Source organism: Nonomuraea spiralis, from assembly GCF_014648435.1.
GTDB lineage: Bacteria > Actinomycetota > Actinomycetes > Streptosporangiales > Streptosporangiaceae > Nonomuraea > Nonomuraea spiralis.
Genome location: NZ_BMRC01000047.1, coordinates 28570 through 53719 on the forward strand (window position 1 = coordinate 28570; position 25150 = coordinate 53719).

26 protein-coding genes are annotated in these 25150 nt (G+C 72.6%); 17 read left to right on the forward strand and 9 right to left on the reverse strand.

Annotated features, from left to right (window positions below; translation table 11 throughout):
• Positions 1-11 precede the first annotated feature (11 nt).
• The 3 genes from IEZ27_RS50130 to IEZ27_RS50140 are packed head-to-tail and all read left to right on the forward strand — an operon-like array spanning position 12 to position 2292.
• Positions 12-317: a hypothetical protein gene (locus tag IEZ27_RS50130; RefSeq protein ID WP_229825063.1), complete on the forward strand. Its 306-nt coding sequence runs from the start codon at positions 12-14 to the stop codon at positions 315-317.
• Positions 314-1624 (forward strand): sensor histidine kinase, encoded by a 1311-nt coding sequence (locus IEZ27_RS50135; protein WP_189653740.1) that lies wholly within the window; start codon positions 314-316, stop codon positions 1622-1624. Before IEZ27_RS50130 ends, IEZ27_RS50135 begins: the two co-directional genes overlap by 4 nt.
• A complete protein-coding gene (locus IEZ27_RS50140) occupies positions 1621-2292 on the forward strand; it encodes a response regulator (protein ID WP_189653741.1) in 672 nt (223 codons plus the stop codon). The genes IEZ27_RS50135 and IEZ27_RS50140 overlap by 4 nt, the downstream gene beginning before the upstream one ends.
• An 18-nt stretch (positions 2293-2310) precedes the next feature.
• Here IEZ27_RS50140 and IEZ27_RS50145 read toward each other — a convergent pair whose 3' ends face one another.
• Positions 2311-2616, reverse strand: coding sequence for an antibiotic biosynthesis monooxygenase family protein (locus tag IEZ27_RS50145; protein ID WP_229825064.1), 306 nt, complete (start codon positions 2614-2616; stop codon positions 2311-2313).
• A 157-nt stretch (positions 2617-2773) separates the two neighbouring features.
• Here IEZ27_RS50145 and IEZ27_RS50150 point away from each other — a divergent pair, with 157 nt between their 5' ends.
• A complete protein-coding gene (locus IEZ27_RS50150) occupies positions 2774-3514 on the forward strand; it encodes an SDR family oxidoreductase (RefSeq protein ID WP_189653742.1) in 741 nt (246 codons plus the stop codon).
• A gap of 35 nt (positions 3515-3549) precedes the next feature.
• On the forward strand, positions 3550-3990 hold the full coding sequence (locus IEZ27_RS50155; RefSeq protein WP_189653743.1) for a cupin domain-containing protein: 441 nt from the start codon (positions 3550-3552) through the stop codon (positions 3988-3990).
• An 11-nt stretch (positions 3991-4001) separates the two neighbouring features.
• On the opposite strand, the gene IEZ27_RS50160 is transcribed toward IEZ27_RS50155, so the two are convergent.
• Positions 4002-5492 carry an FAD-dependent monooxygenase gene (locus IEZ27_RS50160; protein WP_189653744.1) on the reverse strand — a complete coding sequence of 497 codons (1491 nt, stop codon included), beginning with the start codon at positions 5490-5492 and terminating at the stop codon, positions 4002-4004.
• A 47-nt stretch (positions 5493-5539) separates the two neighbouring features.
• Here IEZ27_RS50160 and IEZ27_RS50165 point away from each other — a divergent pair, with 47 nt between their 5' ends.
• The 4 genes from IEZ27_RS50165 to IEZ27_RS50180 all read left to right on the forward strand — a co-directional run bounded on the left by IEZ27_RS50165 (position 5540) and on the right by IEZ27_RS50180 (position 10423).
• Entirely contained in the window at positions 5540-6157 is a 618-nt protein-coding gene (locus tag IEZ27_RS50165; RefSeq protein ID WP_229825065.1) for a TetR/AcrR family transcriptional regulator, read from the forward strand.
• A gap of 89 nt (positions 6158-6246) precedes the next feature.
• A complete protein-coding gene (locus tag IEZ27_RS50170) occupies positions 6247-7074 on the forward strand; it encodes an alpha/beta fold hydrolase (RefSeq protein ID WP_189653745.1) in 828 nt (275 codons plus the stop codon).
• A gap of 126 nt (positions 7075-7200) precedes the next feature.
• Positions 7201-9588, forward strand: coding sequence for an ATP-binding cassette domain-containing protein (locus IEZ27_RS50175; protein ID WP_189653746.1), 2388 nt, complete (start codon positions 7201-7203; stop codon positions 9586-9588).
• A gap of 7 nt (positions 9589-9595) precedes the next feature.
• Positions 9596-10423, forward strand: a complete 828-nt coding sequence (locus IEZ27_RS50180; protein WP_189653747.1) for a sugar nucleotide-binding protein — start codon at positions 9596-9598, stop codon at positions 10421-10423.
• Between the two features lie 18 nt (positions 10424-10441).
• Here the strand turns inward: IEZ27_RS50180 and IEZ27_RS50185 are convergent, their stop codons facing one another.
• Together IEZ27_RS50185 and IEZ27_RS55400 are read right to left on the reverse strand one after the other, a co-directional pair.
• Complete coding sequence (locus IEZ27_RS50185; protein ID WP_189653748.1) at positions 10442-10855, reverse strand: VOC family protein; 414 nt, start codon at positions 10853-10855, stop codon at positions 10442-10444.
• A gap of 86 nt (positions 10856-10941) precedes the next feature.
• Positions 10942-11925 (reverse strand): mycothiol transferase, encoded by a 984-nt coding sequence (locus IEZ27_RS55400; protein ID WP_308427371.1) that lies wholly within the window; start codon positions 11923-11925, stop codon positions 10942-10944.
• 242 nt (positions 11926-12167) lie between these two features.
• On the opposite strand from IEZ27_RS55400, the gene IEZ27_RS50200 reads away from it, so the two are divergent.
• Positions 12168-13610, forward strand: a complete 1443-nt coding sequence (locus IEZ27_RS50200) for an MFS transporter (protein ID WP_189653749.1) — start codon at positions 12168-12170, stop codon at positions 13608-13610.
• A 25-nt stretch (positions 13611-13635) separates the two neighbouring features.
• On the opposite strand, the gene IEZ27_RS50205 is transcribed toward IEZ27_RS50200, so the two are convergent.
• Positions 13636-14481, reverse strand: a complete 846-nt coding sequence (locus IEZ27_RS50205) for a helix-turn-helix transcriptional regulator (RefSeq protein ID WP_189653750.1) — start codon at positions 14479-14481, stop codon at positions 13636-13638.
• Positions 14482-14515: 34 nt separating this feature from the next.
• Positions 14516-15067: a copper chaperone PCu(A)C gene (locus tag IEZ27_RS50210; RefSeq protein ID WP_189653751.1), complete on the reverse strand. Its 552-nt coding sequence runs from the start codon at positions 15065-15067 to the stop codon at positions 14516-14518.
• Between the two features lie 19 nt (positions 15068-15086).
• Here IEZ27_RS50210 and IEZ27_RS50215 point away from each other — a divergent pair, with 19 nt between their 5' ends.
• Positions 15087-15374, forward strand: a complete 288-nt coding sequence (locus IEZ27_RS50215; protein WP_189653752.1) for a hypothetical protein — start codon at positions 15087-15089, stop codon at positions 15372-15374.
• Here the strand turns inward: IEZ27_RS50215 and IEZ27_RS50220 are convergent.
• Complete coding sequence (locus IEZ27_RS50220) at positions 15363-15851, reverse strand: MarR family winged helix-turn-helix transcriptional regulator (RefSeq protein WP_189653753.1); 489 nt, start codon at positions 15849-15851, stop codon at positions 15363-15365. The two genes, IEZ27_RS50215 and IEZ27_RS50220, sit on opposite strands and share 12 nt — an antisense overlap.
• 107 nt (positions 15852-15958) lie before the next feature.
• Here IEZ27_RS50220 and IEZ27_RS50225 point away from each other — a divergent pair, with 107 nt between their 5' ends.
• The 3 genes from IEZ27_RS50225 (at position 15959) to IEZ27_RS50235 (ending at position 19466) form a co-directional block, all read left to right on the forward strand.
• Positions 15959-16606, forward strand: a complete 648-nt coding sequence (locus IEZ27_RS50225) for a nitroreductase family protein (protein WP_189653754.1) — start codon at positions 15959-15961, stop codon at positions 16604-16606.
• A 230-nt stretch (positions 16607-16836) separates the two neighbouring features.
• Positions 16837-17145 (forward strand): hypothetical protein, encoded by a 309-nt coding sequence (locus IEZ27_RS50230; protein WP_189653755.1) that lies wholly within the window; start codon positions 16837-16839, stop codon positions 17143-17145.
• 122 nt (positions 17146-17267) lie between these two features.
• Positions 17268-19466: a SulP family inorganic anion transporter gene (locus tag IEZ27_RS50235; RefSeq protein ID WP_229825066.1), complete on the forward strand. Its 2199-nt coding sequence runs from the start codon at positions 17268-17270 to the stop codon at positions 19464-19466.
• Between the two features lie 41 nt (positions 19467-19507).
• On the opposite strand, the gene IEZ27_RS50240 is transcribed toward IEZ27_RS50235, so the two are convergent.
• Entirely contained in the window at positions 19508-20467 is a 960-nt protein-coding gene (locus IEZ27_RS50240) for a YbgA family protein (protein ID WP_189653769.1), read from the reverse strand.
• Between the two features lie 73 nt (positions 20468-20540).
• Between IEZ27_RS50240 and IEZ27_RS50245 the strand changes: the two genes are divergently transcribed.
• Both IEZ27_RS50245 and IEZ27_RS50250 read left to right on the forward strand, forming a co-directional pair.
• The gene (locus tag IEZ27_RS50245) at positions 20541-21062 is read left to right on the forward strand and encodes a hypothetical protein (RefSeq protein ID WP_189653757.1); all 522 of its coding nucleotides are present in this window, start codon (positions 20541-20543) and stop codon (positions 21060-21062) included.
• Between the two features lie 147 nt (positions 21063-21209).
• A complete protein-coding gene (locus tag IEZ27_RS50250; RefSeq protein ID WP_189653758.1) occupies positions 21210-22106 on the forward strand; it encodes an alpha/beta hydrolase in 897 nt (298 codons plus the stop codon).
• On the opposite strand, the gene IEZ27_RS50255 is transcribed toward IEZ27_RS50250, so the two are convergent.
• Complete coding sequence (locus IEZ27_RS50255; protein ID WP_189653759.1) at positions 22078-22512, reverse strand: ATP-binding protein; 435 nt, start codon at positions 22510-22512, stop codon at positions 22078-22080. The genes IEZ27_RS50250 and IEZ27_RS50255 overlap by 29 nt on opposite strands.
• Positions 22513-22836: 324 nt before the next feature.
• Here IEZ27_RS50255 and IEZ27_RS50260 point away from each other — a divergent pair, with 324 nt between their 5' ends.
• Positions 22837-24792, forward strand: a complete 1956-nt coding sequence (locus IEZ27_RS50260) for an endo-1,3-alpha-glucanase family glycosylhydrolase (RefSeq protein ID WP_189653760.1) — start codon at positions 22837-22839, stop codon at positions 24790-24792.
• The last annotated feature ends 358 nt before the right edge of the window (positions 24793-25150 follow it).

A 25150-nucleotide genomic window follows, 5' to 3' on the forward strand; every position in this document is an offset into this window, starting at 1 on the left:
CGGGGGCGGGCGTGGCCGACGTCGCGGCGCTGCGTACCCGGGCCGTCGTGTGGGCCGGGCGTACGGCGGGGGACTGGGTCGGGCGGGTGCCGCACCTGTCCGTCGAGCTGCCGTCCGGCACCGTGGGGCTGGGGGCGGACCCGGTCGCGCCCGGGTTCGGCGCCCGGGTCTTCGCGGCGGGCGGTGGCGGCCACAGCGACTACCTGGCGTCCGGTTCTACGGCGCCGGCGAACATCGCGCGGATTGTGGCGGACCTTCCCTTAAGGTGGACCAAAGGGGCAAGTCTGGACAGAAGGATCGTGGGCGAGGGGCGATGAGCAGGCTGCGGAAAGCCCTCGCCACCCTGCGCGCGGACCTGTGGACGAAGGCCCCCGACCCGCTTCCCCGGATGGGCGGCCCGCGCGCGCTGTCCCGGCTGCCGCATGTCCTCGTCATCCTGTACGCGCTGCTCATGGGCATGTTCCCCGGGGGCGAGGGCGTCGATCCGACGGTCCCGCTGCTGGCCACGGCCCAGGCGGCGGCCATGGTGCTGGCGATGTCGCGCCCGCTGCCCGCCTGGTGGGCGACGCTGGCCCTCATGGTCGCGGGGGCGCGGTCGGGGACGACGTACCTGACCCAGAGCCTCAGCTTCTCCTGGATGGTGCACCCCGAGGTGTACGACCGGCTGCCCTTCCTCCCGTACGCCCAACCGCTCGCCTTCCCGTGGACGGGCTCGGGCATCGCCCTCCAGGCCGGCGTGCTGTTCCTGCTGGCGCTGCGGGTACGCCCCCGCGTCGCCGCCGAGGCGCTGACCGTCACCACGCTGACGGCGGTGCTGCTCGTGGTGCTGCTCCCGGAGGCCAACGATCCCGGTTCCGTGCTGGCGGCCCTGGTGGCCGACGCGGTCGCGGTCACGGTCGGGGCGGGCGTACGCCTGCTCAGGACGACCCGCACCCGGCTGGAGGCCCAGGAGGAGCTGACGGCCGAGGAACGGGCCCGCCGCACACTGCTGGAGGAACGCGGCAGGATCGCCCGCGAACTGCACGACGTGGTCGCCCACCACATGTCGGTGATCTCCATCCAGGCCCAGGTCGCGCCCCACCTGGTGGACAACCCGTCGCCCGAGTTGCGGGAGAACCTGGCGGGCATCCGCGAGAACGCCGTCGAGGCGCTGACCGAGCTGCGCCGGGTCCTCGGCGTGCTGCGCGCGCAGGACGAGCCGGGCGACGCCCCGCAGCCCACGCTCGACCGGCTCGGCGAGCTGTTCGACAACGTGCGCGGCGCGGGCGTCACGCTCACCGCCGAGACCGACGGCGAGCCGCGCCCGCTGTCGCCAGGCGTGGAGCTGTCGGCGTACCGGATCGTGCAGGAGGCGCTCAGCAACGCCATGCGGCACGCGCCCGGCGCGCCGGTGGCCGTCCGGCTGGCCCACCGTCCGGGCGCGCTCGCGATCCGCGTCGTCAACGACCCGCCGCGAGGGCGGGCGCCGTCCGCGCCCGGCGCCGGGCACGGGCTGCTCGGCATGCGCGAACGCGCGACCATGCTGGGCGGCGACCTCGTCGCCGGGCCCACCCCGGACGGCGGCTACGAGGTCAGCGTGTTCCTGCCCGCCGACACGCAGAAAGACATCGATACCATCCCATGACGAGCATCCGTGTCCTCATCGCCGACGACCAGGTCATGGTCCGCCAGGGCTTCACCGTGCTGCTCGACGCCGAGCCCGGCATCGAGGTCGTCGGCCAGGCCGTCAACGGCCTCGACGCCGTCGCCAAGGTCGCCGAGCTGAACCCCGACGTCGTGCTCATGGACGTGCGCATGCCCGAACTCGGCGGCATCGAGGCCACCCGCAGGATCGCCCGGCGGCCGGAGACGACCGTGAAGGTCCTGGTCCTGACCACGTTCGACCTCGACGACTACGTCTACGAGGCCCTGCGTGCCGGAGCGTCCGGCTTCCTGCTCAAGGACGCCTCGGCGGCCGAACTGGCCCACGCGGTGCGGGTGGTGGCCGCCGGTGACGCGCTGCTGGCGCCGAACGTCACCAAGCGGCTGATCGCCGAGTTCTCCCGCGTGACCGCCTCCCCGCGCGTGCCGCTGAAGGAGCGCGTGGGCGACCTGACCGAGCGCGAGACCGAGGTGCTGGCGCTGATCGCACAGGGCCTGTCGAACGCGGAGATCGCCGAGCGCCTGGTGGTCGCCGAGCAGACGGTCAAGACCCACGTGAGCAGGATCCTGGTCAAGCTCGGGTTGCGCGACCGTACCCAGGCGGCGGTCTTCGCGTACGAGACCGGGCTGGTGCGTCCTTCGGGGTACTAGCCGTACCCGGCCGGGACGTCAGGCGGCGACGAGCCGGACGATCTCGCGCGGACGCGCCTCGCGCTCGTCGAAGGCCACGTCGACGTCCGCGTCGCCGAGCGCGGGCAGCGACGCGGCGAACGCCTCGTCGGACTCCCAGCGCACGAACGAGACCACCGTGTCCTGCGTCAGCCAGATCTCGGCCGACAGGCAGCCGGGCATGCCCCGGAACACCTCGGCCACCTTGCGCACCCGTGTGACGAACTCCTCCCGGTGGGCGGGCTGCGGGTAGTGCGTTGCGATCATCGCGACGTTCACGGGGCTCTCCTCTGTGTTGGTCAGCATAGAATCGAATTGTTAGCACAGGGGATGGGATGTGACAACACGACATCGGGAGGTAATGGACCCGTCACGACCGGTGCCGACCGCCCGCCGGCTGGACATGTCATCCGTCGGCGGGAAATCCCGCGGCGGCTGTCACAAGGGTGAGAGGGAGTTCGTCATGAAGGTTGTCGTCATCGGCGGTACCGGCCTGATCGGGTCGAAGCTCGTGGAGAAGCTGGCCGAGCAGGGGCACGAGGCCGTGGCCGCGTCCCCGAGGACCGGCGTCAACACCCTCACCGGAGAGGGGCTGGCCGAGGTTCTGCGGGGCGCGCAGGTCGTCGTGGACGTCTCCAACTCGCCCTCGTTCGAACGGGCCGCGGTGCTGGAGTTCTTCGAGACGTCCACCGGCAACCTGCTGGCGGCCGAGGCGGCGGCGGGCGTGGGCCATCACGTCGCGCTGTCGGTGGTGGGCACCGAACGCATGCCCGACAACGGCTATTTCGCCGCGAAGATCGCCCAGGAACGGCTGATCGAGAAGTCGCCGATCCCGTACTCGCTGGTGCACGCGACGCAGTTCTTCGAGTTCGTACGCGGCATCGCCGACGAGGCGACCACCGGCGGCGAGGTGCACATCGCGCCCGTGTTGTTCCGGCCCGTCGCGGGCGACGACGTGGCGGCGGCGGTCGGCCGGGTCGCGGTCGGGACGCCCCTGAACGGCCGGACCGAGCTCGCCGGGCCCGAGCAGTTCCGGATGGACGAGTTCTTCCGCGAGGCGCTGGCCGCCCTGGACGACCCGCGCGAGGTGGTCACCGACGAGCACGCCCGCTACTTCGGCAGCGAGCTGACCGAGCGCTCGCTGGTGCCCGCCGACGGCGCCACCCTGGGCCGGATCCGCTACAGCGACTGGGCCGCCCGGTAACCGCCGTCCGCGAGGGTTCGTGAAGGAGGACGGGCATGTCCCACGACGTACCGGCGGCCGGCGGGCGCGAGCCGCGCTCGACCGCCTGGCGGACGGCGCTGACCGTGCTGCAGGAGGCCGAGCCGCCGTTCGTCCCGCAGGGGGCGCACGCGATGACCGTGGTCGTCGAGTTCCCGCCCGGCGATCCCGGCACCCCGCCGCACCGGCACTCCGGGCCGGCGTTCGGGCTCGTGCTGGAGGGCGAGATGCTGCTGGAGCTGGAGGGCGAGCCGGAACGGGTCGTACGCGCCGGTGAGGCGTTCTGGGAGCCGGGCGGCGACGTCATCCACTACCAGGACGGCAACAACCGCGACGACGTCCCGCTCCGCTTCACGGTCACCATGTTGTGCGAGCCGGGCACGCCGATGCTCACCCTGGTCGACGATGAGGAACTGGCCCTGCGCCGCGACCGCCGGTACGGCGCGAGACCGGCGTAGGCGCCCGCCGGTCAGAACCAGGTGGCCAGGGCCTCCTCCAGCGCCGCGTCCGGGGTGTCGCCGGCCCAGGCGACGACGCCGTCGGGCCGGATCAGCAGGGCCCTGAAGTCGCGGGCGTCCACCGGCTTGGCCGGCAGCGACGGCACGCGGGGGTCGGCCGCCAGGTCGAGCCCGAGGTCCAGCAGCAGCCCGCGCCCCTGGTGCAGGTGGTCGGCGATCCGGGTGCCGTCGGCGAGCTCCAGGTCCGGGACGCTCCGGCCGACCATCGGGTGGCCGCCGGGCAGGTCGTAGCGCTGCCAGACGCCGGAGATGCGCTTGACGAAGTACGTCGTGCCGGCGGTGGTGCCGATCAGGTCGGACACGACGGCGCGCAGCGCGCGGGAGCGGGCCTCGGGACGCATGAGCAGCACCTGCGCGCGCGTCCAGTCGAGCACCCACGCGCCGATCGGATGGCGTTCGGCGGTGTAGGTGTCGAGCAGCGCCTCGGGGGAGCGGCCCGCGATCACCGCGGCGAGCTTCCAGCCGAGGTTGACCGCGTCGCCGATGCCCAGGTTGAGCCCCTGGCCGCCGAACGGCGAGTGCACGTGCGCCGCGTCGCCGGCCAGCAGGACCCGGCCGAGCCGGTAGGTGGTGGCCTGGCGGGCGTTGTCGGTGAAACGGGTGGCCGACCGCACGCCGGTGACGGTGACGTCCACGCCGGAGACGGCACGCAGGCTGGCCTGCAGCTCCTCGGCGGTGACGGGCGTGGTGCGGTCCTCGGGCGGCCCGTCGAACTCGACGGTGAGGATGCGGCCGGGGACCGGGCCGTTGGCGTAGATGCCGGTGTCGGTGTGCGTCCAGCCGACGCCGAGCCCTTCGGCGCCCTCCATCGACACGATGGCCTGATGGCCGGTGATCATCGGCGGCGTGCCGGGGAAGTCGAACCCGGCGAGGCGGCGTACGGTGCTGCGGCCGCCGTCGCAGCCCACCAGCCACCCGCAGCGGAACTCCCGCTCGCCCGCCCGTACGACGACCCCGTCGGCGGAGCTCTCGAAGCCGGTCAGCTCCACGCCGCGCAGCACGTCCACGCCGAGCTCGGCGGCCCGTTCGCCGAGCACGCGCTCGACGTCCTGCTGGCGGATGGCGGTGAGGCGGGCCGCCGGGCCGCGGTCGGCGAAGTCGGGGTCGTTCTCGTCCACCAGGTCGCCGAGCAGCCACAACGCGGCAAAGTGCCCGGCGAAGGCGGACATCTTCGGCTGCTCGGCCGTCGCCGCGCCGCCCTGCTGCGCCATGAACGCCTGGAACGCCTTCATGGTCTCGGCCTGCGCCTCCTCCAGCGCGGGGAGCAGCCCGCGCCGGTAGAACGCCTCCGCCGTGGGCGTGTTGACCGAGCCGGCCTTGACGGTCTGGTCGATCTCGGTCAGCCGCTCCAGCACCCCCACACGCACACCGTGCAACCCCAGCTCACAGGCGAGCATCAGGCCCACGGGGCCGCCACCGGAAATGATCACGTCGTAGTCCATGGCGAAAACTATACCCGACTAAATTTTAAGTGCGATACAATTTTTTTGTGACAGACACCCGATCGCTCCGCGAGCGCAAGAAGGCCGAGACCCGCAAACGCATCTCCGACCACGGCTCGATGTTGTTCTACGCGCGCGGGTTCGACGAGGTGACCATCGGCGAGATCGCCGAGGCGGCGGACGTCTCCAAGGTGACGGTCTTCAACTACTTCCCCCGCAAGGAGGACATCTTCTTCGACCGCATCCCCGAGCTGGTCGAGCTGGTCACGGTCACCGTCCGGGGCCGGAAGGCGGGCGAGCCGGTGTTGTCCGCCCTGCGGGACATGCTGATCAGGCACGCGCGGGAGGGCCACCCGCTCGGCGGCGTGGACGACCGGTTCGTGCACTTCTTCCGGGTCGTGACCGGCTCGGCGGCACTGCGGGCCCGCGCCAGGGAGATCGCCGACGAGCTGGAGACCGTGCTCGCGGGCCTGATCGACGAGTCCGGCGAGGGCCTGCCCGGCCGGCTGACCGCGGCCATGCTCGTCGGCGCGTACCGCTCGGCCTTCCTCGGGACCGCGGCCCGGATGCTGGCCGGGGAGCGGGCCGCCGACGTGCTGGACGACCACGTCGCCGCCGTCGGAACGGCCTTCGGCGTGCTGGAACGCGGCCTGGCCGGCACGTAGGCGCGCGCATTACCTCGCGCGTCATCGACGGCATGACCCGCGCTGCGCGAGAGTTCTCCCGTAGGCGCGAGGACATCCGGGAGGATCACATGCCGTACATCGACAGCCACGACGGGACCAGCCTGTTCTACACCGACTGGGGCCAGGGCGAACCGGTGGTGTTCGTGGCCGGGGCCTGGCTCAGCAGCACCTCCTGGGAGTTCCAGATGTTGCCGCTGTCGGAGCGCGGCCTGCGCTGCGTCGCCTTCGACAAGCGCGGCCACGGTCGTTCCGACTGGGTCGGCCACGGCTACGACTACGACAGCCTCGCCGACGACCTCGCCGCCCTGCTCGACCACCTCGACCTGCGCGGGGTGACGCTGGTGGCGCACTCGATGGGCAGCGGCGAGGTGATCCGCTACCTGTCCCGCCACGGGGACGACCGGGTCAGCCGGATCGTGCTGATCTCGCCCACTGCGCCGCTGATCGTCCGTACGCCCGACAACCCCGACGGCGTCGAGCGGGGCGTCTTCGACGCCGTCGCGGCCGACCGCGCCAAGGACCGCCCCCGCTGGCTGGCCCACAACGCCCAGGCGTTCTTCGCCACGCAGCGGGGCAACCAGGTCTCCGCCGAGCTCATCGAGTGGACCGTGCGGAAGTGCCTCGACTGCTCGGCCAAGGCCGCCGCCGAGGTCGTCATGACGGGCGTCTGCACCGACCTGCGCGAGGAGAGCGCCGCCATCCGGGTGCCGACCCTGATCATCCACGGCGACGCGGACGCCTCGGCCCCCGTCGCGCTGTGCGGGCGGCGGCTGGCGAAGCTGGTGCCCGGCAACGTGTACCACGAGTACCCCGGCGCGGGGCACGGCATCTTCATCACCCACGCCGACCAGCTCAACCAGGACCTGCTCGACTTCATCGAGGAGACCCGCTCCTGAGCCGGCGTCCGGCGGGCGTACCGGTCAGGAATGGAGAAGCGTGCGCTCCCGGAGCCCCAGTACCCTCGTAGCTGGTCAGACCCGGCCGGGCGACACCGGCGGGGCCACGCGGGAGACGGAGAAACGATGAGCACGCACACGCCGCCCGAGCGGCAGATCGCAGACAGCCACGATCTGATCCGGGTCCACGGCGCGCGCGAGAACAACCTCAAGGACATCAGCGTCGAGCTCCCCAAGCGCCGGCTGACGGTGTTCACCGGCGTGTCCGGCTCGGGCAAGAGCTCCCTGGTGTTCGCCACGATCGCGGCCGAGTCGCAGCGGCTGATCAACGAGACGTACAGCACGTTCGTCCAGGGGTTCATGCCGGCGCTGGCGCGGCCCGAGGTCGACGTGCTCGAAGGGCTGACCACCGCGATCATCGTCGACCAGCAGCGGATGGGCGCCGACCCCCGCTCCACCGTCGGCACCGCCACCGACGCCAACGCGATGTTGCGCATCCTGTTCAGCCGGCTCGGACAGCCGCACATCGGCTCGCCCAACGCCTTCTCCTTCAACGTGCCCTCGGTCCGGGCGACCGGCGCGATCACCGTCGAACGCGGCTCCAGCAAGACCGTCAGGCAGAACTTTACCCGCCTCGGCGGCATGTGCCCCCGCTGCGAGGGCCGGGGCACGGTCTCCGACATCGACCTCACCCAGCTCTACGACGACTCCAAGTCGCTGGCCGAAGGCGCCTTCACCATCCCCGGCTGGAAGTCCGACAGCTTCTGGACCGTACGCGTCTACGCCGAGTCCGGGCTGCTCGACCCGGACAAGCCCATCCGCGACTTCACGAAGAAGGAGATGCAGGACTTCCTGTACCGGGAGCCGACCAAGGTGAAGGTCGAAGGCGTCAACCTCACCTACGAGGGCCTGATCCCGAAGATCCAGAAGTCGTTCCTGTCGAAGGACAAGGAGGGGATGCAGCCGCACATCAGGGCGTTCGTCGAGCGGGCGGTCACGTTCACGACCTGCCCCGAGTGCGACGGCACCCGGCTCGCCGAGGCGGCCAGGTCCTCCAAGATCGCCGGCATCAGCATCGCCGACGCCTGCCGGATGCAGATCAGCGACCTGGCCGCGTGGGTCCGCGGCCTCGACGAGCCGTCGGTGGCGCCGCTGCTCACCACGCTGGGCCGCACCCTCGACTCCTTCGTCGAGATCGGGCTCGGCTACCTGTCGCTCGACCGCCCGGCCGGCACGCTGTCCGGCGGCGAGGCACAGCGCGTCAAGATGATCCGCCATCTCGGCTCCTCCCTCACCGACACCACGTACGTCTTCGACGAGCCCACCATCGGCCTGCACCCCCACGACATCCAGCGCATGAACGGCCTGCTGACGCGGCTGCGCGACAAGGGCAACACCGTGCTCGTCGTCGAGCACAAGCCGGAGGCCATCGCGATCGCCGACCACGTCGTCGACCTCGGCCCCGGCGCCGGCACGAACGGCGGCACCGTCTGCTTCGAGGGCACCGTCGAGGGCCTGCGGGCCAGCGGCACCGTCACCGGCCGCCACCTCGACGACCGGGCCGCCCTGAAGGACGAGGTGCGCAAGCCCACCGGCGCGCTGGAGGTCCGCGGCGCGGACAAGCACAACCTGCGCGACGTCGACGTCGACATCCCGCTCGGGGTGCTGGTCGTCGTCACCGGCGTGGCCGGGTCCGGCAAGAGCTCGCTCGTGCACGGGTCCGTCCCGGCGGGCGCGGGCGTGGTGTCGATCGACCAGAGCCCGATCCGCGGCTCCCGGCGCAGCAACCCGGCGACCTACACCGGCCTGCTCGACCCGATCCGCAAGGCGTTCGCCAAGGCCAACGGCGTCAAGCCGGCGCTGTTCAGCGCCAACTCCGAGGGCGCCTGCCCCAACTGCAACGGCGCCGGCGTCATCTACACCGACCTGGCCATGATGGCCGGCGTCGCCACCGTCTGCGAGGAGTGCGAGGGCAAGCGTTTCCAGGCCTCGGTGCTGGAGTACCACCTCGGCGGCCGGGACATCAGCGAGGTGCTGGCGATGTCGGTGAACGAGGCCGAGGAGTTCTTCGGCACGGGCGAGGCGCGCACCCCGGCCGCTCACGCCATCCTGGGCCGGCTCGCCGACGTCGGGCTCGGCTACCTCAGCCTCGGCCAGCCGCTCACCACGCTGTCCGGCGGCGAACGCCAGCGGCTCAAGCTGGCCACCCAGATGGCCGAGAAGAGCGGCAACGTCTACGTGCTCGACGAGCCCACCACCGGCCTGCACCTCGCCGACGTCGAGCAGCTCCTCGGCCTGCTCGACCGGCTCGTCGACGGCGGCAAGTCGGTGATCGTCATCGAGCACCACCAGGCGGTCATGGCGCACGCCGACTGGATCATCGACCTCGGACCCGGCGCGGGCCACGACGGCGGCCTGGTCGTCTTCGAGGGCACCCCCGCCGACCTCGTCGCCGCCCGTTCCACCCTGACCGGCGAGCACCTGGCCGCCTACGTCGGCTCCGACCAGCGGTGACGGCCCCATGAGGCTGCTCGTCGTCGGCGGCAGCGGTTTCCTCGGCGCCGAGCTGGTCCGGCAGGCCGCGGCGGCCGGTCACGAGGTGGCCGCGACCTGCCACACCCGCCCGGGGCGGGACGAGGGCGTCGCCTGGTCGCCGCTCGACGTGCGCCGCCGCCCGGACGTCGATGCGCTGGTCGCCGCGTACCGGCCGGAGGCGGTGGTCAACGCCGCCTACCGGCAGCACGACTGGGCGACCACGGCCACCGGGGCCGCGAACGTGGCCCTGGCCGCCGCCGCGGCGGGCAGCCGTCTGGTCCACGTCTCCAGCGACGCGGTCTTCTCCGGGGCCGCGATCCGCTACGACGAGACGTGCGACCCGGACCCGATCACCCCGTACGGCGCGGCAAAGGCGGCGGCCGAGACGGTCGTGGCGGCGGTCGCGCCGTCCGCGGTGATCGCCAGGACGTCCCTGATCGTCGGCGACGGCGGTTCGGCGCAGGAGAGGCTGGTGCACGACCTGGCCGCCGGCCGCGCGAAGGGCGTGTTGTTCACCGACGACGTACGCTGCCCGGTGCACGTGGCCGACCTCGCGGCGGCGCTGCTCGAACTGGCCGCGTCCGGCCGTCACGGCGTCCACCACGTCGCCGGGGCCGACGCGCTGAGCCGGTACGAGCTGGGCCTGCTCATCGCCCGGCGCGACGGGCTCGACCCCGACCGGCTGCCGGCGGGCCGGCGGGCCGAGTCCGGCGTGCCCGGCCCGCTCGACGTGCGCCTGGAGTGCGACGCGACCCGGCGGCTGCTGCGGACCACGCTGCGCGGCGCCCGCCGGTTCCTCCAGCCCCACCCCTGACCAGGCCGCCCGCGGCGCTCAGGGGGCCTGGCTGATGCGGATCAGGTTGCCCGCCGGGTCCCGTACGGCGCAGTCGCGCACCCCGTACGGCTGCGCCGCCGGCTCCTGGACGATCTCCGCCCCGTTGTCCACCAGCCGGTCGAAGACGGCGTCGAGGTCGTCGGCGGCCAGGTTGATGCCGGCGTAGGTGCCCTTGGCCATCATCTCGGCGATGGTACGGCGCTCGTCGTCGGTGATGCCGCACCCGTCGGGGACCGGCGGTTGCAACACGATCGACGTGCCGGGCTGCCCGGCGGGGCCGACGGTGATCCAGCGCATGCCGTCGTAGCCGACGTCGCCGCGCACCTCGAAGCCGAGCGCGTCGCGGTAGAAGGCCAGGGAGGCGTCCGGGTCGTCGTGGGGGAGGTAGCTGGAGTGGATGCTGATGTCCATGCCGGTCACGGTAATTCCGCTCCGGCCGCGGCGCTTCTCGAATCCTGACCGCTACGGCCCGGACGTCCCGGAGGCGGCCCCGGAGCTCACAGGCCGACGGCGCCGTCGATCCGCTCGCGGAGCAGGTCGGCGTGACCGTTGTGCCGGGCGTACTCCTCGATCAGGTGGACGAGCACCCAGCGCAGCGAGACCGTGCCGCGCCAGGCGTCGTGGCCCTCGACGTCGAGATCGGGCGCGCGGGCGACGAATCCGTCGGCGAACGCCACCTCCTCGTGCCAGGCCCGCCAGGCGGCCGGCACCAGCGCGGGGTCGGCCGTCGCGCCGTCGAAGTCGCCGTCCGGGTCGGCGGCGCAGGAGAAGCGCGGCGACCCGTCCTGACCGGCCAGCACCCGCCGGAACCAGCGGCGTTCCATGTCGGCCAGATGCCGGACCAGCCCCAGCAGCGACAGGGCCGAGGGCTCGACCGAGCGCCGGGCCAGTTCCGCCTCCACGCCCGAGCACTTCATCCGCAGCGTGGCGCGCTGGGCCGCCAGCATGTCCTGGAGCAGGATCCGCTCGTCGCCGGTGGCCGGGCCGTCGAACCGGCGATCGCCGGCGGCGGGGAAGAGCCCGCCCCTGCGCTGCCCGGCCTCCGCCGGCGGGGCCGCGGACGTGGCCGACGCGTGGAGGGGGAGCCGTTTGGTGAGCGCGGTGACGCGGTTGCGCGGGCCGAACACCGCGACGCCCACGTGACGCAGCTCCCCGCCGGGGGTGGCGGCCAGCGTGGCGACGTAGTCGTCGTACGTCCTCGCCTGCCGGGCCACCTCGGTGAAGCCCACGGTGACCAGGCCCGGCGCGGCGCGGGCGGTGTCGTACAGCTCGGAGAGCCGCTCGGCGGTCGCGCTCAGGACGGGCACCGGGTGCGGGTTGAGCCCGGCGTGCAGCCCGCCGGAGGCGTCCGCGTCCTCGGGCGGCGGCGGGCCGGGCAGCCGCCCGCCCATGCTCAGCCCGAGCACGGCCGCGGCGTTCACCGCCCACGCGGGCGGCAGGTCGGCACGGACGACGACAACCAGTTTCGTGGGCAGGGACATGCCGGACGCACTCCATCACAGGTCGATCGGATCTCGTCGCCGAAGGTAGCCAGTTGCCCGGCGGGACCGCGCCCGATCCGAACGATCGGCCGGAAGAAGGGCCGGCGGACCGGAATCGACCGCTGATCGTTCGGCGACCGGCCGATGTCCCGGCCGATTGCGCGGGCCGTAACCTGCATCTGGCAGAGGTACCTTCAACAGGGCGCTGGCTCGGGTCCGCGCGCCGCCGCAGGCTGGTCCGCATGACAGAAACCTTGCGGAACGCCGCGCGGCTGGGGTCGCGCGGAAGGCTCATCCTGATCACCTTGTGCGGCGCGACGTTCATGACCGGCCTGGACTACTCCATCATCACGGTGGCGCTCCCGGAGATCGGCCGGGACCTGGGCTTCGCCACCACCTCGGGCCTGCAGTGGGTGGCCACCGCCTGCCTGCTCCCGACGGCCGCGTTGATGCCGTTGGCCGGACGGGCCTCCGACCTGCTCGGCCGCCGCCGGTTGTTCATCGCCGGAGTGCTGATGTTCACCGCGTTCTCGCTGCTGGCGGGCCTCGCGCCGACCCCCGGGCTGCTGGTCGCGGCGCGGGCCGGGCAGGGCGTGGCGGCGGCGATGATCGGCCCGACCGCGCTGGCGCTGATGACCGCCGCCTTCCCCGAAGGGCCGCGGCGCACCCGGGCGCTGGGCGTCAACGGCGCACTGCTGTCGCTGGGGTTCGTCGTCGGCACGATCGGCGGCGGCCTCATCACCAGCGGCCTGAACTGGCGCTGGACGATGCTCATCCTGTTCGGCATCGGCATCCTGGTGGTGACGGGCGCGCTCGCCGTGGTGCGCGAGAGCGCCGTCCGGCGGCGGACCCGGCTGGACGTGCCGGGCGCCCTGCTGGCCAGCGCCGGCCTGTTCGCCCTGGTCTACGGCATCTCCACCGGCGGCGAGGCCGGCTGGGGCAGCCCGCGGACCCTGGTGATCCTGTCGGCCGCGGCGATCCTGCTCGGCGCCTTCCTGGCCGTCGAGGCCCGGCACGCCGCCCCGCTGGTCCCGCCGCGCCTGCTGCGCCGTCCGACCGTCAAGTGGGGCATGACGATCGGGCTGGTGACGTTCGGCATGTGCGGTGGGGCGACCCTGCTGCTCAGCATCTACATGCAGGACGTCCTCGGCTGGTCGCCGCTGCGTACGGGCCTGGGCTTCCTGGGCGAGGGCGTCGCGGCCCTGCTCGCCGGTACGGTCGCGGCCCGGCTGATCAACGCCAGGGGCACCGGCACGGCCATCGTGCTCGGCCTGGTCGTCCAGGCGGCGGGCACCGCGGCGATGGTGCTGCTGCCCGCTCAGGACGGGCTGCCGGTGTTGCTGGCGACCTCGGCCGCCATGGGATTCGGGCACGTGCTGACCGTGGTGGCCGCCATCACGACGATCACCTCCGGTCTGGAGGAGGCCGACCAGGGTGTCGCGGGCAGTCTCGCCCAGATGCCCACGTTCGTCGGGGCCGTGGGGGTGGCGGGGCTGACGGCCGTCGTGGCCGCCCGTACCGAGGCGCTCGCGCCGGTGACCACGCCCGCCATGGCCACGCTGGGCGGGCTGCACACCGCCTTCGCCGTGGCCGGGGCGGTCGCCCTGCTCGGCGCGGCCGTCGTCGCGCTGCTGCCGCGCCGGACGCCCGCCGCGCGCACCGCCGAACAGCACCTCGCCGCTTGACCCGCCGCACGGCGGCCCGGACTCGCTATACGGCGGCGGTGGCGGCGAGTTCGGCCAGGCGGGCCAGCCGCTGCGCCGACGGCGATCCGGGTTCGGCCTGGAACACCGTCACGCCCTGGCCCTCGTCGTCGGGCGTACGCAGCAGTTCGGCGGTGAGGGTCAGCACGCCCACCTCCGGATGCCGGTAGTCGCGGGAGATGGAGGCGCAGTTGCTCACCGGATGCTCGGTCCACATCTCCCGGAACTCCGGGCTGAGCACCAGCAGCTCCTCCACCAGGCCGGTCAGCCCCTCGTCACCGGGGAACCTGGCGATCGACCCCTCCAGGTACGCGATGTCGTCCCGGGCCTTCTGCGGCCAGTCCACGTAGAGGCGGCGGGCGAAGTCCAGCTCCAGGAAGTCCATGAGGACGAAGTTGGGCATCTGCGCGCCGTCGAAGGCCCAATGGGGGGCCAGCAGGGCGTGTGCGAGGCGGTTCCAGGCCAGGATGTCGCCCCGGCGGCCCACCGCGATCGCCGGCGCCCCGGCGAAGGAGTCGACCAGGAGCTTGATGCCGGGACGCAGCCGCTCCGGCCGGACGCTTTCCCTGGCCCGCGCGACCCGGGCCAGCCGGTGCAGGTGCCGGACCTCGTCCTCGTCCAGGCGCAGCACCCGGGCGACGGCGTCCAGCACGTCGTCGGAGACGTTCGGGCTCTGCCCCTGCTCCAGGCGGGTGTAGTAGCCGACGCTGACCCCGGCCAGCGGGGCCACCTCCTCCCGGCGCAGCCCCACGACCCGGCGGCGCCGTACGCCGGGTCTCAGCCCCAGCTCCTCCGGCCGCAGCCGGGCACGACGGGAACGCAGAAACTCACCAAGAGCAGACCCCGGATACATATCTCCACAGAATGGCAGAAAGCTCGCGCTCGGGTCAGCTGTGGCCCGGGGCTGGCGAGCCGGCTCCCCGCTCCAGCGGCAGCACGGGGATGCGCAGAGTGGTCGTCCCGGTCGTCAGGCGGAAGGTGACGTCGATCGGCGTGGCTCCGAGCGGCTGGTCGATGTCGAGGATCTCCAGATGCGGCCTGCTCTGCCCCTCCTGGAGCGAGAGGGTCGCGCGGGGCGGCACCGTCACGCTGACCTCCTGCTGCGGCGCGCCGGGGCCCGCGCGGTAGACGACCTTCTTGGCGTGCACGGTGCTGACGCCGGTCAGCTTCTGGGGCTGGTCGCTCTCGTTCACCAAGGTCAGGTAGAGGCCCAGGTCGTCACCGGACTTCTGCTGGTCCATGGGCGGGGCCAGGATGTGGACGTGCAGCAGCCGCATCGCCCCCACCTGACCGTCCACCAGCCCTTCGCGGTTGCCCCCGCTGGCCTGGGGGAGGGGTGACTCCCGTTGCCCCGGGTTGCAGGCCGGCAGCAGCGCCAGCAGGCACAGGGCCAGCAGAAGGGGCAGCGGCGCCCGCGGGCTCCGGGATGATGTCCTCATCTTCGTTCCCTCGTGTGGTGTGAGGCCGGTTACGAGGGCCACAGCGCGGGCCCGCTCCCACGAGCGCCGCCTGCGGGGGGTTGACCGCAAGCACGGCGTACCCACCTTGCGGGACGCCACGCCGGGCGGTCCTCGACGCCGGGCTCGCGCCCACCCGTCTGGACTACTTCCCGCCGAGGACAAACCGGCCGCGTACGCCCGCCTGGCGCGCGAGCTGCCTCCCGGGCTCAGCGAATGGGCGGTGCACCCGAGCCTGGCCACCCTCACCGGCTACCGCACGCTCCAGCGAGCCTGGTCACGCGCTTGACGGGTCAGGCGGGCCGGGTGCGCCGTCGTGCAGGAGCTTGGCGAGCAGGGCGCCGAGCTGGGCGCGCTCGCCGGCGGTGAGGGCGTGGAAGGTGTCGTCGAGGAAGGCGGGGATCGACTCGCGGGCGGCGGCGAGCCGCCGGCGGCCCGAGGCGGTGATGGTGACGGCGTAGGAGCGGCGGTCGCGCGGGTTGCGTTCCCTGCGGATGTGGCCGGCCCGCTCCAGGTCGTCGCAGACGCCCACCATCACGCTGCGGTCGATGCGCAGCTCCTCGCTGAGCGTCTGCTGGGAGCAGGGGCCGGTGTCGTCGAGCATCTGGAGCACGAGCTGCTGCCCGACGCCGAGCCCTTCCCGGCCGGCGTGCGCCTCGGCGGCGCGGGACACCGCGGCAGAGGCGCGGCACAACGCGATGTCCAGCCGCTCGGCGGCCAGGCGCGGGAAGTACGCCCCGCGCGGGTCGGGTGTGGTCGTCGCCATCGCTCTCCTCCTCGGTGGGCCCCCAGCCTAGCGCATCCGTCTCCAGGCAGATTGTTTGACGACAGATGATTTGTGGGCATACGGTTTCGGCCGGAAGGAGACCTCACATGACCCTTGACCTGACCCCCGACGAGCTGCTGAGCACCACCCGCGCCGTGCGCAAGCGCCTCGACCTCACCCGCCCGGTGCCCCGCGAGCTGATCGAGCAGTGCGTCGACCTGGCCGTACAGGCCCCGACCGGGCGCAACCGGCAGCGCTGGCACTTCCTCGTCGTCACCGAGGCCGCGCAGCGCCGGGCCGTGGCCGACCTCTTCCTGCGCTCCCTGGCCGCCGGGGGCGGGCAACCGCTGACCGAACACGACATCCGTCGCATGAACCACCACCCCGGCTCCACCGAGCGCGTCTTCGACGGGCTGCGCCACCTGGCCGCCAACATCCACCGGGTGCCCGCGTTCGTGATCCCCGCCGTCGAGGGGCGGACCGACCGTGCGACGGTGACCGAGCAGGCCGGTACGTGGGGCTCGATCCTGCCCGCAGTGTGGAGCTTCATGCTGGCCGCCCGGGCGCGCGGCCTCGGCACGGTCTGGACCACCGCGCAGGGCCCGTACGAACGCGAGCTGGCCCGGGTGCTCAGCGTGCCCCACGACAAGGTCATGCTGGCCGCGTTCGTCCCGCTGGCCTTCACCCTCGGCACCGACTTCAGGCCCGCGCCCCGCGTCCCCCGCGAGGAGGTCCTGCACTGGGATCGCTGGTGACGCCCGGGTACGTCGAAGGCCGGGGTGTGAGGGCCTGACCTCAGGTGCGCCGGTCCGTGGGCTGCAACCGGCTCCAGGAACTGGGCGAGGAGATGGCCAAGGCCAAGGGTGACGCCCCCCGCGACCCCCTCGGCATCCCCAGCGCGTCCTCCTGACCCGCCGCGCGGATGGAACGGCTTGGAACGCCCCAACAGGTGAAGGCCCAACCATCCCGACTGTGGGGGGAAACCATGACACACCTGAGGACAAGGCTGCTGGCGGTGCTGAGCGCGGCGGCCCTGGCCGGTTCCGGAGCCGCGCTGGCAGTCGCGGCGCCCGCGTCGGCCGCCACCCTCCAGCAGGCCGCCCTGTTCGACGGGTCCGCCCGGAACCTCGTCGAGAACGTCGCCCTCGCCGGCGCCGAGACCGCCGCCCGCCGGAACGCCCTGAGCCACGGCTTCACCGACTGCTCGGTGTTCGAGTCGGTGGTCTCGCAGGACGCGCGCACCCACCTGTTCTTCGCCCTCGTCACGGTCCGTTGCGAGGACGCGGCCAGTTGAGGGGTCGTGCGGCCCGGCCCGCCGGGCAGCCGGACATGTCCGGCGGGTTCAACCGGCGTCGGACGTAGGGCTGATCTGGCACTAAGGTGTGCCGCATGAATATAACTACGGAGAGTAGCATCATGCGTACTCTCAGACATGATGTGCCGGCATCGCTGGTGGTGTTCCTCGTCGCGGTGCCCCTCTCGCTGGGCGTCGCGCTCGCCGCGGGGGCGCCGCTGGCGGCCGGTCTGGTCGCCGCCGCCGTGGGCGGCATCGTCGCCGGTCGCCTGGGCGGCTCGGTGGTGCAGGTCAGCGGTCCGACGGCGAGCCTCACGGTGGTGATCGCCGGTCTGGTGACGACCTACGGCTGGCGTGCCACCTGCCTGATCACGATCATGGCCGGCGGCCTCCAACTGCTGCTCGGCGCGTTCAAGGCGGCCCGGGCCGCCCTCGCGGTCTCGCCCGCGGTCGTCCACGGCATGCTGGCCGGCGTCGGCATCATCATCGCCCTCGCCCAGCTCCACGTCGTCCTCGGCGGCAGCCCGCAGCAGTCGCCCTGGGCCAACCTGGCCCAGCTCCCCAGCCAGATCCTCGACATGCACGGCCACAAGGTCATGGTCGGCATCCTCACCGTCACGGTCCTGCTGGTCTGGGGCCGGATGCCGAAACACGTCCGGGCGGTCCCCGCGCCGCTGGCCGCGCTGCTCACCGCCGCCGTGACCGCGGCGGCGTTCGAGTGGAACGTCACCCGCATCGACCTGTCCGGGGCGATCACCGCGTGGGCGCCGCCCGAACTGCCCAGCGGCGACTGGCAGCACATCGCCATGGGCGTGCTGCTGGTGGCCCTGGTGGCCGGGGCGGAGTCGCTGCTGTGCTGCGTGGCCACCGACGGCATGCACACCGGCGCCCGTTCCGACCTGGACCGGGAGCTGACCGGCCAGGGCGTGGCCAACATGCTGAGCGGCGTGCTCGGCGGGCTCCCGGTCGCCGGGGTGATCGTGCGCAGCACCACGAACATCCAGGCCGGCGCCCGTACTCGCTGGTCGGCGGTCCTGCACGGCGTCTGGGTCCTGCTGTTCGCCCTCTGCCTGGGCTGGACGATCAAGCTGATCCCGATGGAGGCGCTGGCCGCGCTGCTGGTCTTCATCGGCATCAAGACGATCAGCCTCGGCCATCTCAGGAAGGTCCACGGCCACAACGAGGTGCCCGTCTACGTCATCACCATGTCCGGCGTGATCCTGGTCGGGCTGGCCGAGGGCGTCCTGGCCGGGCTGGCGCTGGCCGCCCTGCTCGCGCTGCGGCGGCTCACCCGGGTGACCGTGGACAAGCGCCAGGAAGAACCCGGCGGGGTCATGCACACGACGGTCTCCGGCTCGCTCACCTTCCTGGGCGTGCCCCGGCTGACCCAGGAGCTGCGGGCCATCCCGCCCGGCACCGCCGTCGACCTCGACCTGAACATCGACTTCATGGACAACGCCGCCTTCGACGCGCTCCACTCCTGGCGGCTCGACCACGAACGCCTGGGCGGCACGGTCACCGTCGACGAACTGCACGACGAGTGGTACTCGATGGCGGCCAGCGGCGGCCGCATGTTCCCGGCCAAGAGCCCGCCCAAGGCGCCCGGCCGCTGGTGGCTCCCGTGGACCCACCGCCGCCGTCCCCTGTCGGCCGCGGCGGCGATCGAGTGCCGGCTCGCCCAGGGCACGGACGAGTTCCACAAGCGCACCGCCCCGCTGCTGCGGCCCGTCTTCACCCAGCTCGCCACCCAGCAGCGGCCCTCCCACCTGTTCCTCACCTGCGCCGACTCCCGCGTCGTGCCCAGCCTGATCACCTCCAGCGGCCCCGGCGACCTGTTCACCGTGCGGAACATCGGCAACCTGGTGCCGTGCTCAGGGGCCGAGCCGCGCGACGACTCGGTGGCCGCCGCCATCGAGTACGCCACCGGCGTACTGAAGGTGCACACCATCACCGTCTGCGGACACTCCGGCTGCGGCGCGATGGCGGCGCTGCTCCAGGGCCCGGCCACCACCGAGGGCCTGCCGCAGCTCACCCGCTGGCTCCGGCACGGCCACCCCAGCCTCGACCGGCTCGGCGAGAGCGGCCAGGACACCACCGCCGAGGACGCGGCACTCGACGCGCTGTGCCGGCTCAACATCCAGCAACAACTGGAGAACCTGCGCACCTACCGCAAGGTGGACGAACAGGTCAGAGCCGGGCAGCTGACGCTGGTGGGGCTGTATTTCCACATCGGCTCGGCGCGGGTGCACCACGTGCCACCGCGTGATGCCGACTCCCCGGCCTCGGACGGTTCCCTGCCGACCGAGCCCACCCCGATCTAAGTGCTTCCTCCCGCCGCGCCGCCGCCTGCGGCGCGGCGGCCTCACACGACGTGGTTGCGCAGGCCCAGCTCCTCCGGATAGGGGGAGAAGTACGTCTGATCCTCGACGTACGTGGCCGCCTCGCCCCGGGCGTGGTGGCGCAGCAGCGTGAGCGGCACGCACAACGCGACCCGGTGCGCCGCGTACGAGCCGATGACCTCGACGAGGTCGGCCCGGCGCACCGCGTCGAGCTCGTCGCCGATCATGCCCAGGCAGTGTTGCAGGACGTTGACGTGCCGGCCGATCGACGCCTTGACCGCCATCGCCGCCCGGAACGCCGTCCCGTACGCCTGCGCCAGCTCCTCGCGCGGCCGGATGCCCGCGGCGGCGACCAGGCGGCCGGTCTCCCGGTAGCCGGCGGGGGAGTGGGCGAGCAACTGCATCTTGTGCCGGGCCTGGAAGGCGACGAGGTCGCGCGGACGCCAGTCGCCCTCCAGCAGCTCGCGCAGCCGCGCGTGGGCGAAGATGCGCTCGACGAACGCCTCCCGCAGCACGGCGTCGTTGAGCCGCCCCTCGTCCTCGACGGGCAGCAGCGGGTGGCCCTCGATCACGGCGTCGGCGAACAGGCCCCGGTTGTTGCGGGTCACGGCGTTGTCCCCGGCGTAGAGCGGGATGCCGTGGATGCCGCAGCTCGGGCTCTTGGCCTTGAACACGTAACCGTCGGCCGCGAGGCGCGGGGAACGTTCGGCGGCCAGCTCGTCCATCAGGGCGGTGAGGTCGCGGCGGCTCTGGCGGGTCATCAGGCGGGGACCGGCCGGGGAACGTTCCAGGCGCAGCGTCTCGCGGGGCGCGCCGAGGCCGATCTCCATCTCGGGGCAGATCGGCAGCCAGTCCACGAACGGCGCCAGGTCCTGGGTGAGGAACCGGGCGCGGCTGTGCCCGCCGTTGTGCCGTACCGGCTCGCCGAGCAGACAGCTCGACACCGCGACCCGTGGCCTGCCCCAACCGTGCTCCTCCACCATGTCCTGACAGATGCCCACCTCGCGCGTCCGCACGCCACAGAGATTTGTCGCAACCAGGGCGTAGCGTTCAGCCATGACGAATGCGCACATTCCGCTTGATGGCGAGCAGTGGCAGCCTGGAGACCTCGTCGTCGACGCCGACGGCGGCCTGTTCACGCGCGCGAGTGCGCAGGACCAGGACCGCGGCCTGCCATGGGGGCGGCCCAGGCACGCCGCCCGCCACACCGACGGGAGCACGCACGTGCCGGACGGCGAGGCGGGGGAGGAGGTGCCCGCCCGGCCGCTGACCCTGCTGCTGCGCGACGGCCGTCCCGTGTTGCCCGCCGTACCGGCCGACGCCGCGACGGTGCTCGGCACGCAGGCCCGGCAGACCGCGGCCCTGGCCGGCGTCGGCGGCCTGTTCCTCGCGGCCACCGCCTTCGACCCCGACGGCGCCGGGGATCCGAGGGCCGCCCGGCTCCGCGCCGACCTGCTGGACCACGTGGTCGTGGTGGACGGGGCCGAGGAGCTGGCGGCGATGTTCGGCGGCGCGGCCGACGGGCTGCTGGTCGAACTGGCGGAGTGGCACCGCCGCAGCATGGAGGAGAGCGCCTGACCGTCAAGCACGGGCGGCGCTGTCCCTTCCGCCACCGGTCACCGACCGTACAGAAGCGGCGCGGATGCGACGATCGGCGCGCGAACGCGCACGACGGCCGACGGATGGCGGATGATCCCGGTGGAGGCGACCGACAGGATGAACGGCATGGATCCCGAACTCGAAGCATTCATCCCGCTGTTCCCCCGCGCCGACCTGACCGACCCGGTCGCCGAGCGCGGGAACTTCGCCGCGCTGGCCGCCGCCGTGCCGGGGCCGGACGTCGCCCATCTGGAGATCGAGGACGTCACGGTGCCCGGCGACCCCGGCGTGCCGATCCGGGTCTACCGTCCCGAGCGGGCGCAGGGGGCCATCATCTGGCTGCACGGCGGCGGGTTCGTCATGGGCGACCTGGACACCGAGCATCCGTGGGCCGCCCGGCTCGCCGAGGGCTCCGGCGCGACGGTGATCTCCGTGGGCTACCGGCTGGCCCCCGAGAACCCGTTCCCGGCCGCCCTGGACGACGCCTACGCCGTCCTGACCTGGACCGCCGAGCATGCCCGCGAGCTGGGCGTGGACCCCGAACGGATCGCCGTCGGCGGCCACAGCGCGGGCGGCGGGCTCGCGGCCGCGACGGCGCTGCGCGCGCGGGACGAGCAGGGCCCGCCCATCCGCTTCCAGCTCCTCAATCAGCCGGGACTCGACGACCGGCAGGAGACCTGGTCGCAGCGGAACTTCACCGACACCCCCTGGATGAACCGCGACAAGGTCACCGCCTCCTGGCGCCACTACCTGGGCGCCGCCCCCGCCACCCCGTACGCGGCCCCGGCGCGGGCCGGCGACCTGTCGGGCCTGCCACCGGCGTACGTCGCCACCGCCGAGCTGTGCCCCAACCGCGACGAGGACATCCTGTACGCGCTGCGCCTCCTCCAGTCCGGTGTGCCGGTCGAGCTGCACCAGTGGGCGGGCACGTTCCACGGGTCGCAGGCGATCCTGTCGGCCGAGGTCTCGCAACGGCAGATCACCGAACTCGGCCTCACCCTGCGCCGCGCCCTGGCCCCCTGACCCCGCCGACCGGTCGGGGGCGTTTCACGCGCAGGCGTACCTGGGAGGAGCCGGTGGTCCGGTTGATGGCGAATTCATCGCAGAGGTGGCGCATCACCCACAGGCCGTATCCGCCCGGCCCGGGCAGGGGGCGGACGTCGGGGCAGGCGTCCGGGCGCAGGCGGCCCGCGTGGTCGCCGACGTCGACGGTGAGGAAGTCGTCGTCGGTCCAGATACGCACCCAGCCTGCCCCGCCGGCGTGGTTGAGCACGTTGGTGACCGCCTCGTTGGCGGCCAGCGCGAGGTCGTCGCCCCGGTCGGGAGCGAGCCCGGCCTCGAGCGCGTGCCGGTGGACGAGTCGGCGCAGCCCCGCGAGGTCCCGGCTGATCGGCCAGGTCGCGGCGGCGCCGGAGGCCGGCTCGGACATCGGTCCCTCCTACCCGAGATCACACACCGTGTGCCCATGATGACATCGGCCCGGTCATGCGCGCAGGCCGGGCGGAGCTGGAAGGGGCCGGAAGGGGCCGGTCCGTCCTGCCCGGGCGGCGGGGGTCCGCCGCCGTCCTCGGGGTGGGGATCGGAGCGGGCCGAGGGCGCCCGATATCTCGGGATATGGGACGCGAAAATTGGCATCGTTCCAAAAAAGGGGATTTATTCGAAAACCTGGATCGGTTGTTGGATCTTGCTCCATCGTTGGCGATGCAACGCGGCTCCGCTGCGGCGGAGGCGTACCGAGAGCCGAGGGAGTTCCATGCTCAACCGATATCGGGCCCTGCCGGCCGCGGTGGCGATGCTCGCCGCGCTGGCGGGCACGGCCGTCGCCGTGCCCGCGCAGGCGTCCGCCGTCGCGCCCGTCACCGTGACGTTCGCCGCCGCGGAGGACGTGTTCGTCAGCCAGGCCGAGCCGGCGAAGAGCTTCGCCACCGCCACCTGGCTGAGCGTCTGCGGCACCGAGTGCGGCAGCGCCGCCGCGGGCCAGCGGGTCGGCCTGATCCGCTTCAAGGTCACCGGCATCCCCGAGGACGCCGAGGACGTCAAGGTCACCCTGGACGTCGTCTCCGCCAGGACGACCGACACCACCGTGTCGGCCCGGCCCGTGACCGGTTCGTGGACCGAGGCCGCCACGACCTGGAACACCCGGCCCGGGTTCGCCGCGGCGGCCGTGGCCTCGCACACCGGTTTCACCGCCGGTACGACGGCCAAGCTGGACGTGTCCGACGCCGTGACGGGCGACGGCACGTACGCCTTCGCGCTGACCGGCACGGACGCCACCGCGACCGTGCTGATGTCCTCGCGCGAGACCGGGAACCGCGGACCGAAGCTCACGGTCACCTACACCGAGGGCGGCGGCAAGCAGACGGACGGGCCGCTGCCGTTCGTCCTGCCGGGGACGGCGGCCCTGCGGGGGTCGGCCAAGAAGGTGTTCGTGCACTACTTCACCCCGTATCCGGTCTCGCTGGACAACCAGGCGCCGGCCAGTGACTACTACGCCAGGAACTACCTCAAGCCGGACGGCGAGAGCGGCAAGCACGCCGCCTACGGTGGCCTGCTGCGTGACCGGCCGCTCGGGCGCGACCCGATCGCCGGCGACTACGCGCTGGCCGACTTCAAGACCGAAATCAGGCAGGCCGTCGCGGCCGGTCTGGACGGGTTCACCGTGGACATCCTGTCGATCACCAGCGCGCACTGGACGCGGGTGCAGAACCTGATCAAGGCGGCCGAGGCCGTGGACCCCGGGTTCAAGATCGTGCTCATGCCGGACACGAACGGCCTGGCCTCGGTGGACAGCGCCGCGTTCGCCACGGCGATGGCGAAGCTGGCCGCCTCGAAGTCGGTCTACCGGCTGGCGGACAACCGCCTGGTGGTGGCGCCGTTCAAGGCCGAGGGGCGCAGTGCCGCCTGGTGGGCCGACTGGATGAAGACGATGGAGACGCAGCATGGGATCAAGGTGGCCCTGGTGCCGTGCTTCCTCGACTTCAACAAGTACCGGGACGCGTTCGCCTCGATCAGCTACGGCTTCTCGAACTGGGGCAACCGCAACCCCGCGGCCAACTCCGCCCTGGGCGGCAACATCGACCGCGCGCACGACATGGGCAAGATCTGGATGCAGCCGGTGTCGATCCAGGACGAGCGCCCCAACCAGGGCATCTTCGACGAGGCGGGCAACACCGAGAACCTGCGGGCGACGTGGAAGGGCGCGATCGACGGCAAGGCCGACTGGGTCCAGCTCACCACCTGGAACGACTACTCGGAGAACACGCAGTTCGCGCCGTCCAGGAACGCCGGTTGGACGTACCTGGACATCAACGCCTACTACCTGACCTGCCACAAGCTCGGCTGCCCGAAGATCACGAACGACGCGGCGTACCTCACCCACCGGGTCCAGCCGGTCGCGGCGCAGCCCACCTTCGCGCAGACCAAGCTCATGAAGCTGCGCGGCGGCAGCACGGCGGCGCGTGACACGGTCGAGGTGCTGACCATGCTGACGGCGGCGGCCAAGGTGTCGGTGACGATCGGCGGCACGACGCAGAGCTACGACGCGCCCGCCGGGGTGTCGGCCAGGACGTTCCCGCTGAGGACGGGGACCGCGTCGGCGACGGTCACCAGGGGGACGGCGACGGCGGCCAAGGTGGTCTCGCCGTACCCGGTCACGGCGACGCCGAACGTGCAGGACCTGCACTACCGCGCGGCCTCCAGCGAACGCTGACCGCATCGGCCGCCGGGGCCGCGTCACCATGGCGCGGCCCCGGACCGGTGTCCACGATCGGACACGCACTTTCGGGTTTCGGAGTTGACCGAGGCCGCCCCGCTGTGAAATAGTGAAGCCAGGCACTGAGGTTGACACTTATAGTAAGTGTGGACATTCGTTTGTAAATTGCGTTATGCTGCTGCCTCGCGCCGCCCGCAACGTCCCGGATTCCGTCCGGGCGTTTGGCGTGCGCGCAGTTCGATTCCATCCGCGCCCTCGGAAGGACATCTGTTGGCAGCCTCGCGCAACGCCTCCGCCGTACCCGCTGGTCCCCGTCGCGTTTCTTTCGCGCGTATCCAGGAGCCCCTCGAAGTTC

Bases quoted from the DNA above. Each gene is read 5' to 3' on its own strand.
- IEZ27_RS50135 (WP_189653740.1), top strand. From the start codon at position 314: ATGAGCAGGCTGCGGAAAGCCCTCGCCACCCTGCGCGCGGACCTGTGG.
- IEZ27_RS50140 (WP_189653741.1), top strand. From the start codon at position 1,621: ATGACGAGCATCCGTGTCCTCATCGCCGACGACCAGGTCATGGTCCGC.
- IEZ27_RS50145 (WP_229825064.1), bottom strand. From the start codon at position 2,616: ATGCTGACCAACACAGAGGAGAGCCCCGTGAACGTCGCGATGATCGCA.
- IEZ27_RS50150 (WP_189653742.1), top strand. From the start codon at position 2,774: ATGAAGGTTGTCGTCATCGGCGGTACCGGCCTGATCGGGTCGAAGCTC.
- IEZ27_RS50155 (WP_189653743.1), top strand. From the start codon at position 3,550: ATGTCCCACGACGTACCGGCGGCCGGCGGGCGCGAGCCGCGCTCGACC.
- IEZ27_RS50160 (WP_189653744.1), bottom strand. From the start codon at position 5,492: ATGGACTACGACGTGATCATTTCCGGTGGCGGCCCCGTGGGCCTGATG.
- IEZ27_RS50170 (WP_189653745.1), top strand. From the start codon at position 6,247: ATGCCGTACATCGACAGCCACGACGGGACCAGCCTGTTCTACACCGAC.
- IEZ27_RS50175 (WP_189653746.1), top strand. From the start codon at position 7,201: ATGAGCACGCACACGCCGCCCGAGCGGCAGATCGCAGACAGCCACGAT.
- IEZ27_RS50180 (WP_189653747.1), top strand. From the start codon at position 9,596: ATGAGGCTGCTCGTCGTCGGCGGCAGCGGTTTCCTCGGCGCCGAGCTG.
- IEZ27_RS50185 (WP_189653748.1), bottom strand. From the start codon at position 10,855: ATGGACATCAGCATCCACTCCAGCTACCTCCCCCACGACGACCCGGAC.
- IEZ27_RS55400 (WP_308427371.1), bottom strand. From the start codon at position 11,925: ATGTCCCTGCCCACGAAACTGGTTGTCGTCGTCCGTGCCGACCTGCCG.
- IEZ27_RS50200 (WP_189653749.1), top strand. From the start codon at position 12,168: ATGACAGAAACCTTGCGGAACGCCGCGCGGCTGGGGTCGCGCGGAAGG.
- IEZ27_RS50205 (WP_189653750.1), bottom strand. From the start codon at position 14,481: ATGTATCCGGGGTCTGCTCTTGGTGAGTTTCTGCGTTCCCGTCGTGCC.
- IEZ27_RS50210 (WP_189653751.1), bottom strand. From the start codon at position 15,067: ATGAGGACATCATCCCGGAGCCCGCGGGCGCCGCTGCCCCTTCTGCTG.
- IEZ27_RS50220 (WP_189653753.1), bottom strand. From the start codon at position 15,851: ATGGCGACGACCACACCCGACCCGCGCGGGGCGTACTTCCCGCGCCTG.
- IEZ27_RS50225 (WP_189653754.1), top strand. From the start codon at position 15,959: ATGACCCTTGACCTGACCCCCGACGAGCTGCTGAGCACCACCCGCGCC.
- IEZ27_RS50230 (WP_189653755.1), top strand. From the start codon at position 16,837: ATGACACACCTGAGGACAAGGCTGCTGGCGGTGCTGAGCGCGGCGGCC.
- IEZ27_RS50235 (WP_229825066.1), top strand. From the start codon at position 17,268: ATGCGTACTCTCAGACATGATGTGCCGGCATCGCTGGTGGTGTTCCTC.
- IEZ27_RS50240 (WP_189653769.1), bottom strand. From the start codon at position 20,467: ATGGTGGAGGAGCACGGTTGGGGCAGGCCACGGGTCGCGGTGTCGAGC.
- IEZ27_RS50245 (WP_189653757.1), top strand. From the start codon at position 20,541: ATGACGAATGCGCACATTCCGCTTGATGGCGAGCAGTGGCAGCCTGGA.
- IEZ27_RS50250 (WP_189653758.1), top strand. From the start codon at position 21,210: ATGGATCCCGAACTCGAAGCATTCATCCCGCTGTTCCCCCGCGCCGAC.
- IEZ27_RS50255 (WP_189653759.1), bottom strand. From the start codon at position 22,512: ATGTCCGAGCCGGCCTCCGGCGCCGCCGCGACCTGGCCGATCAGCCGG.
- IEZ27_RS50260 (WP_189653760.1), top strand. From the start codon at position 22,837: ATGCTCAACCGATATCGGGCCCTGCCGGCCGCGGTGGCGATGCTCGCC.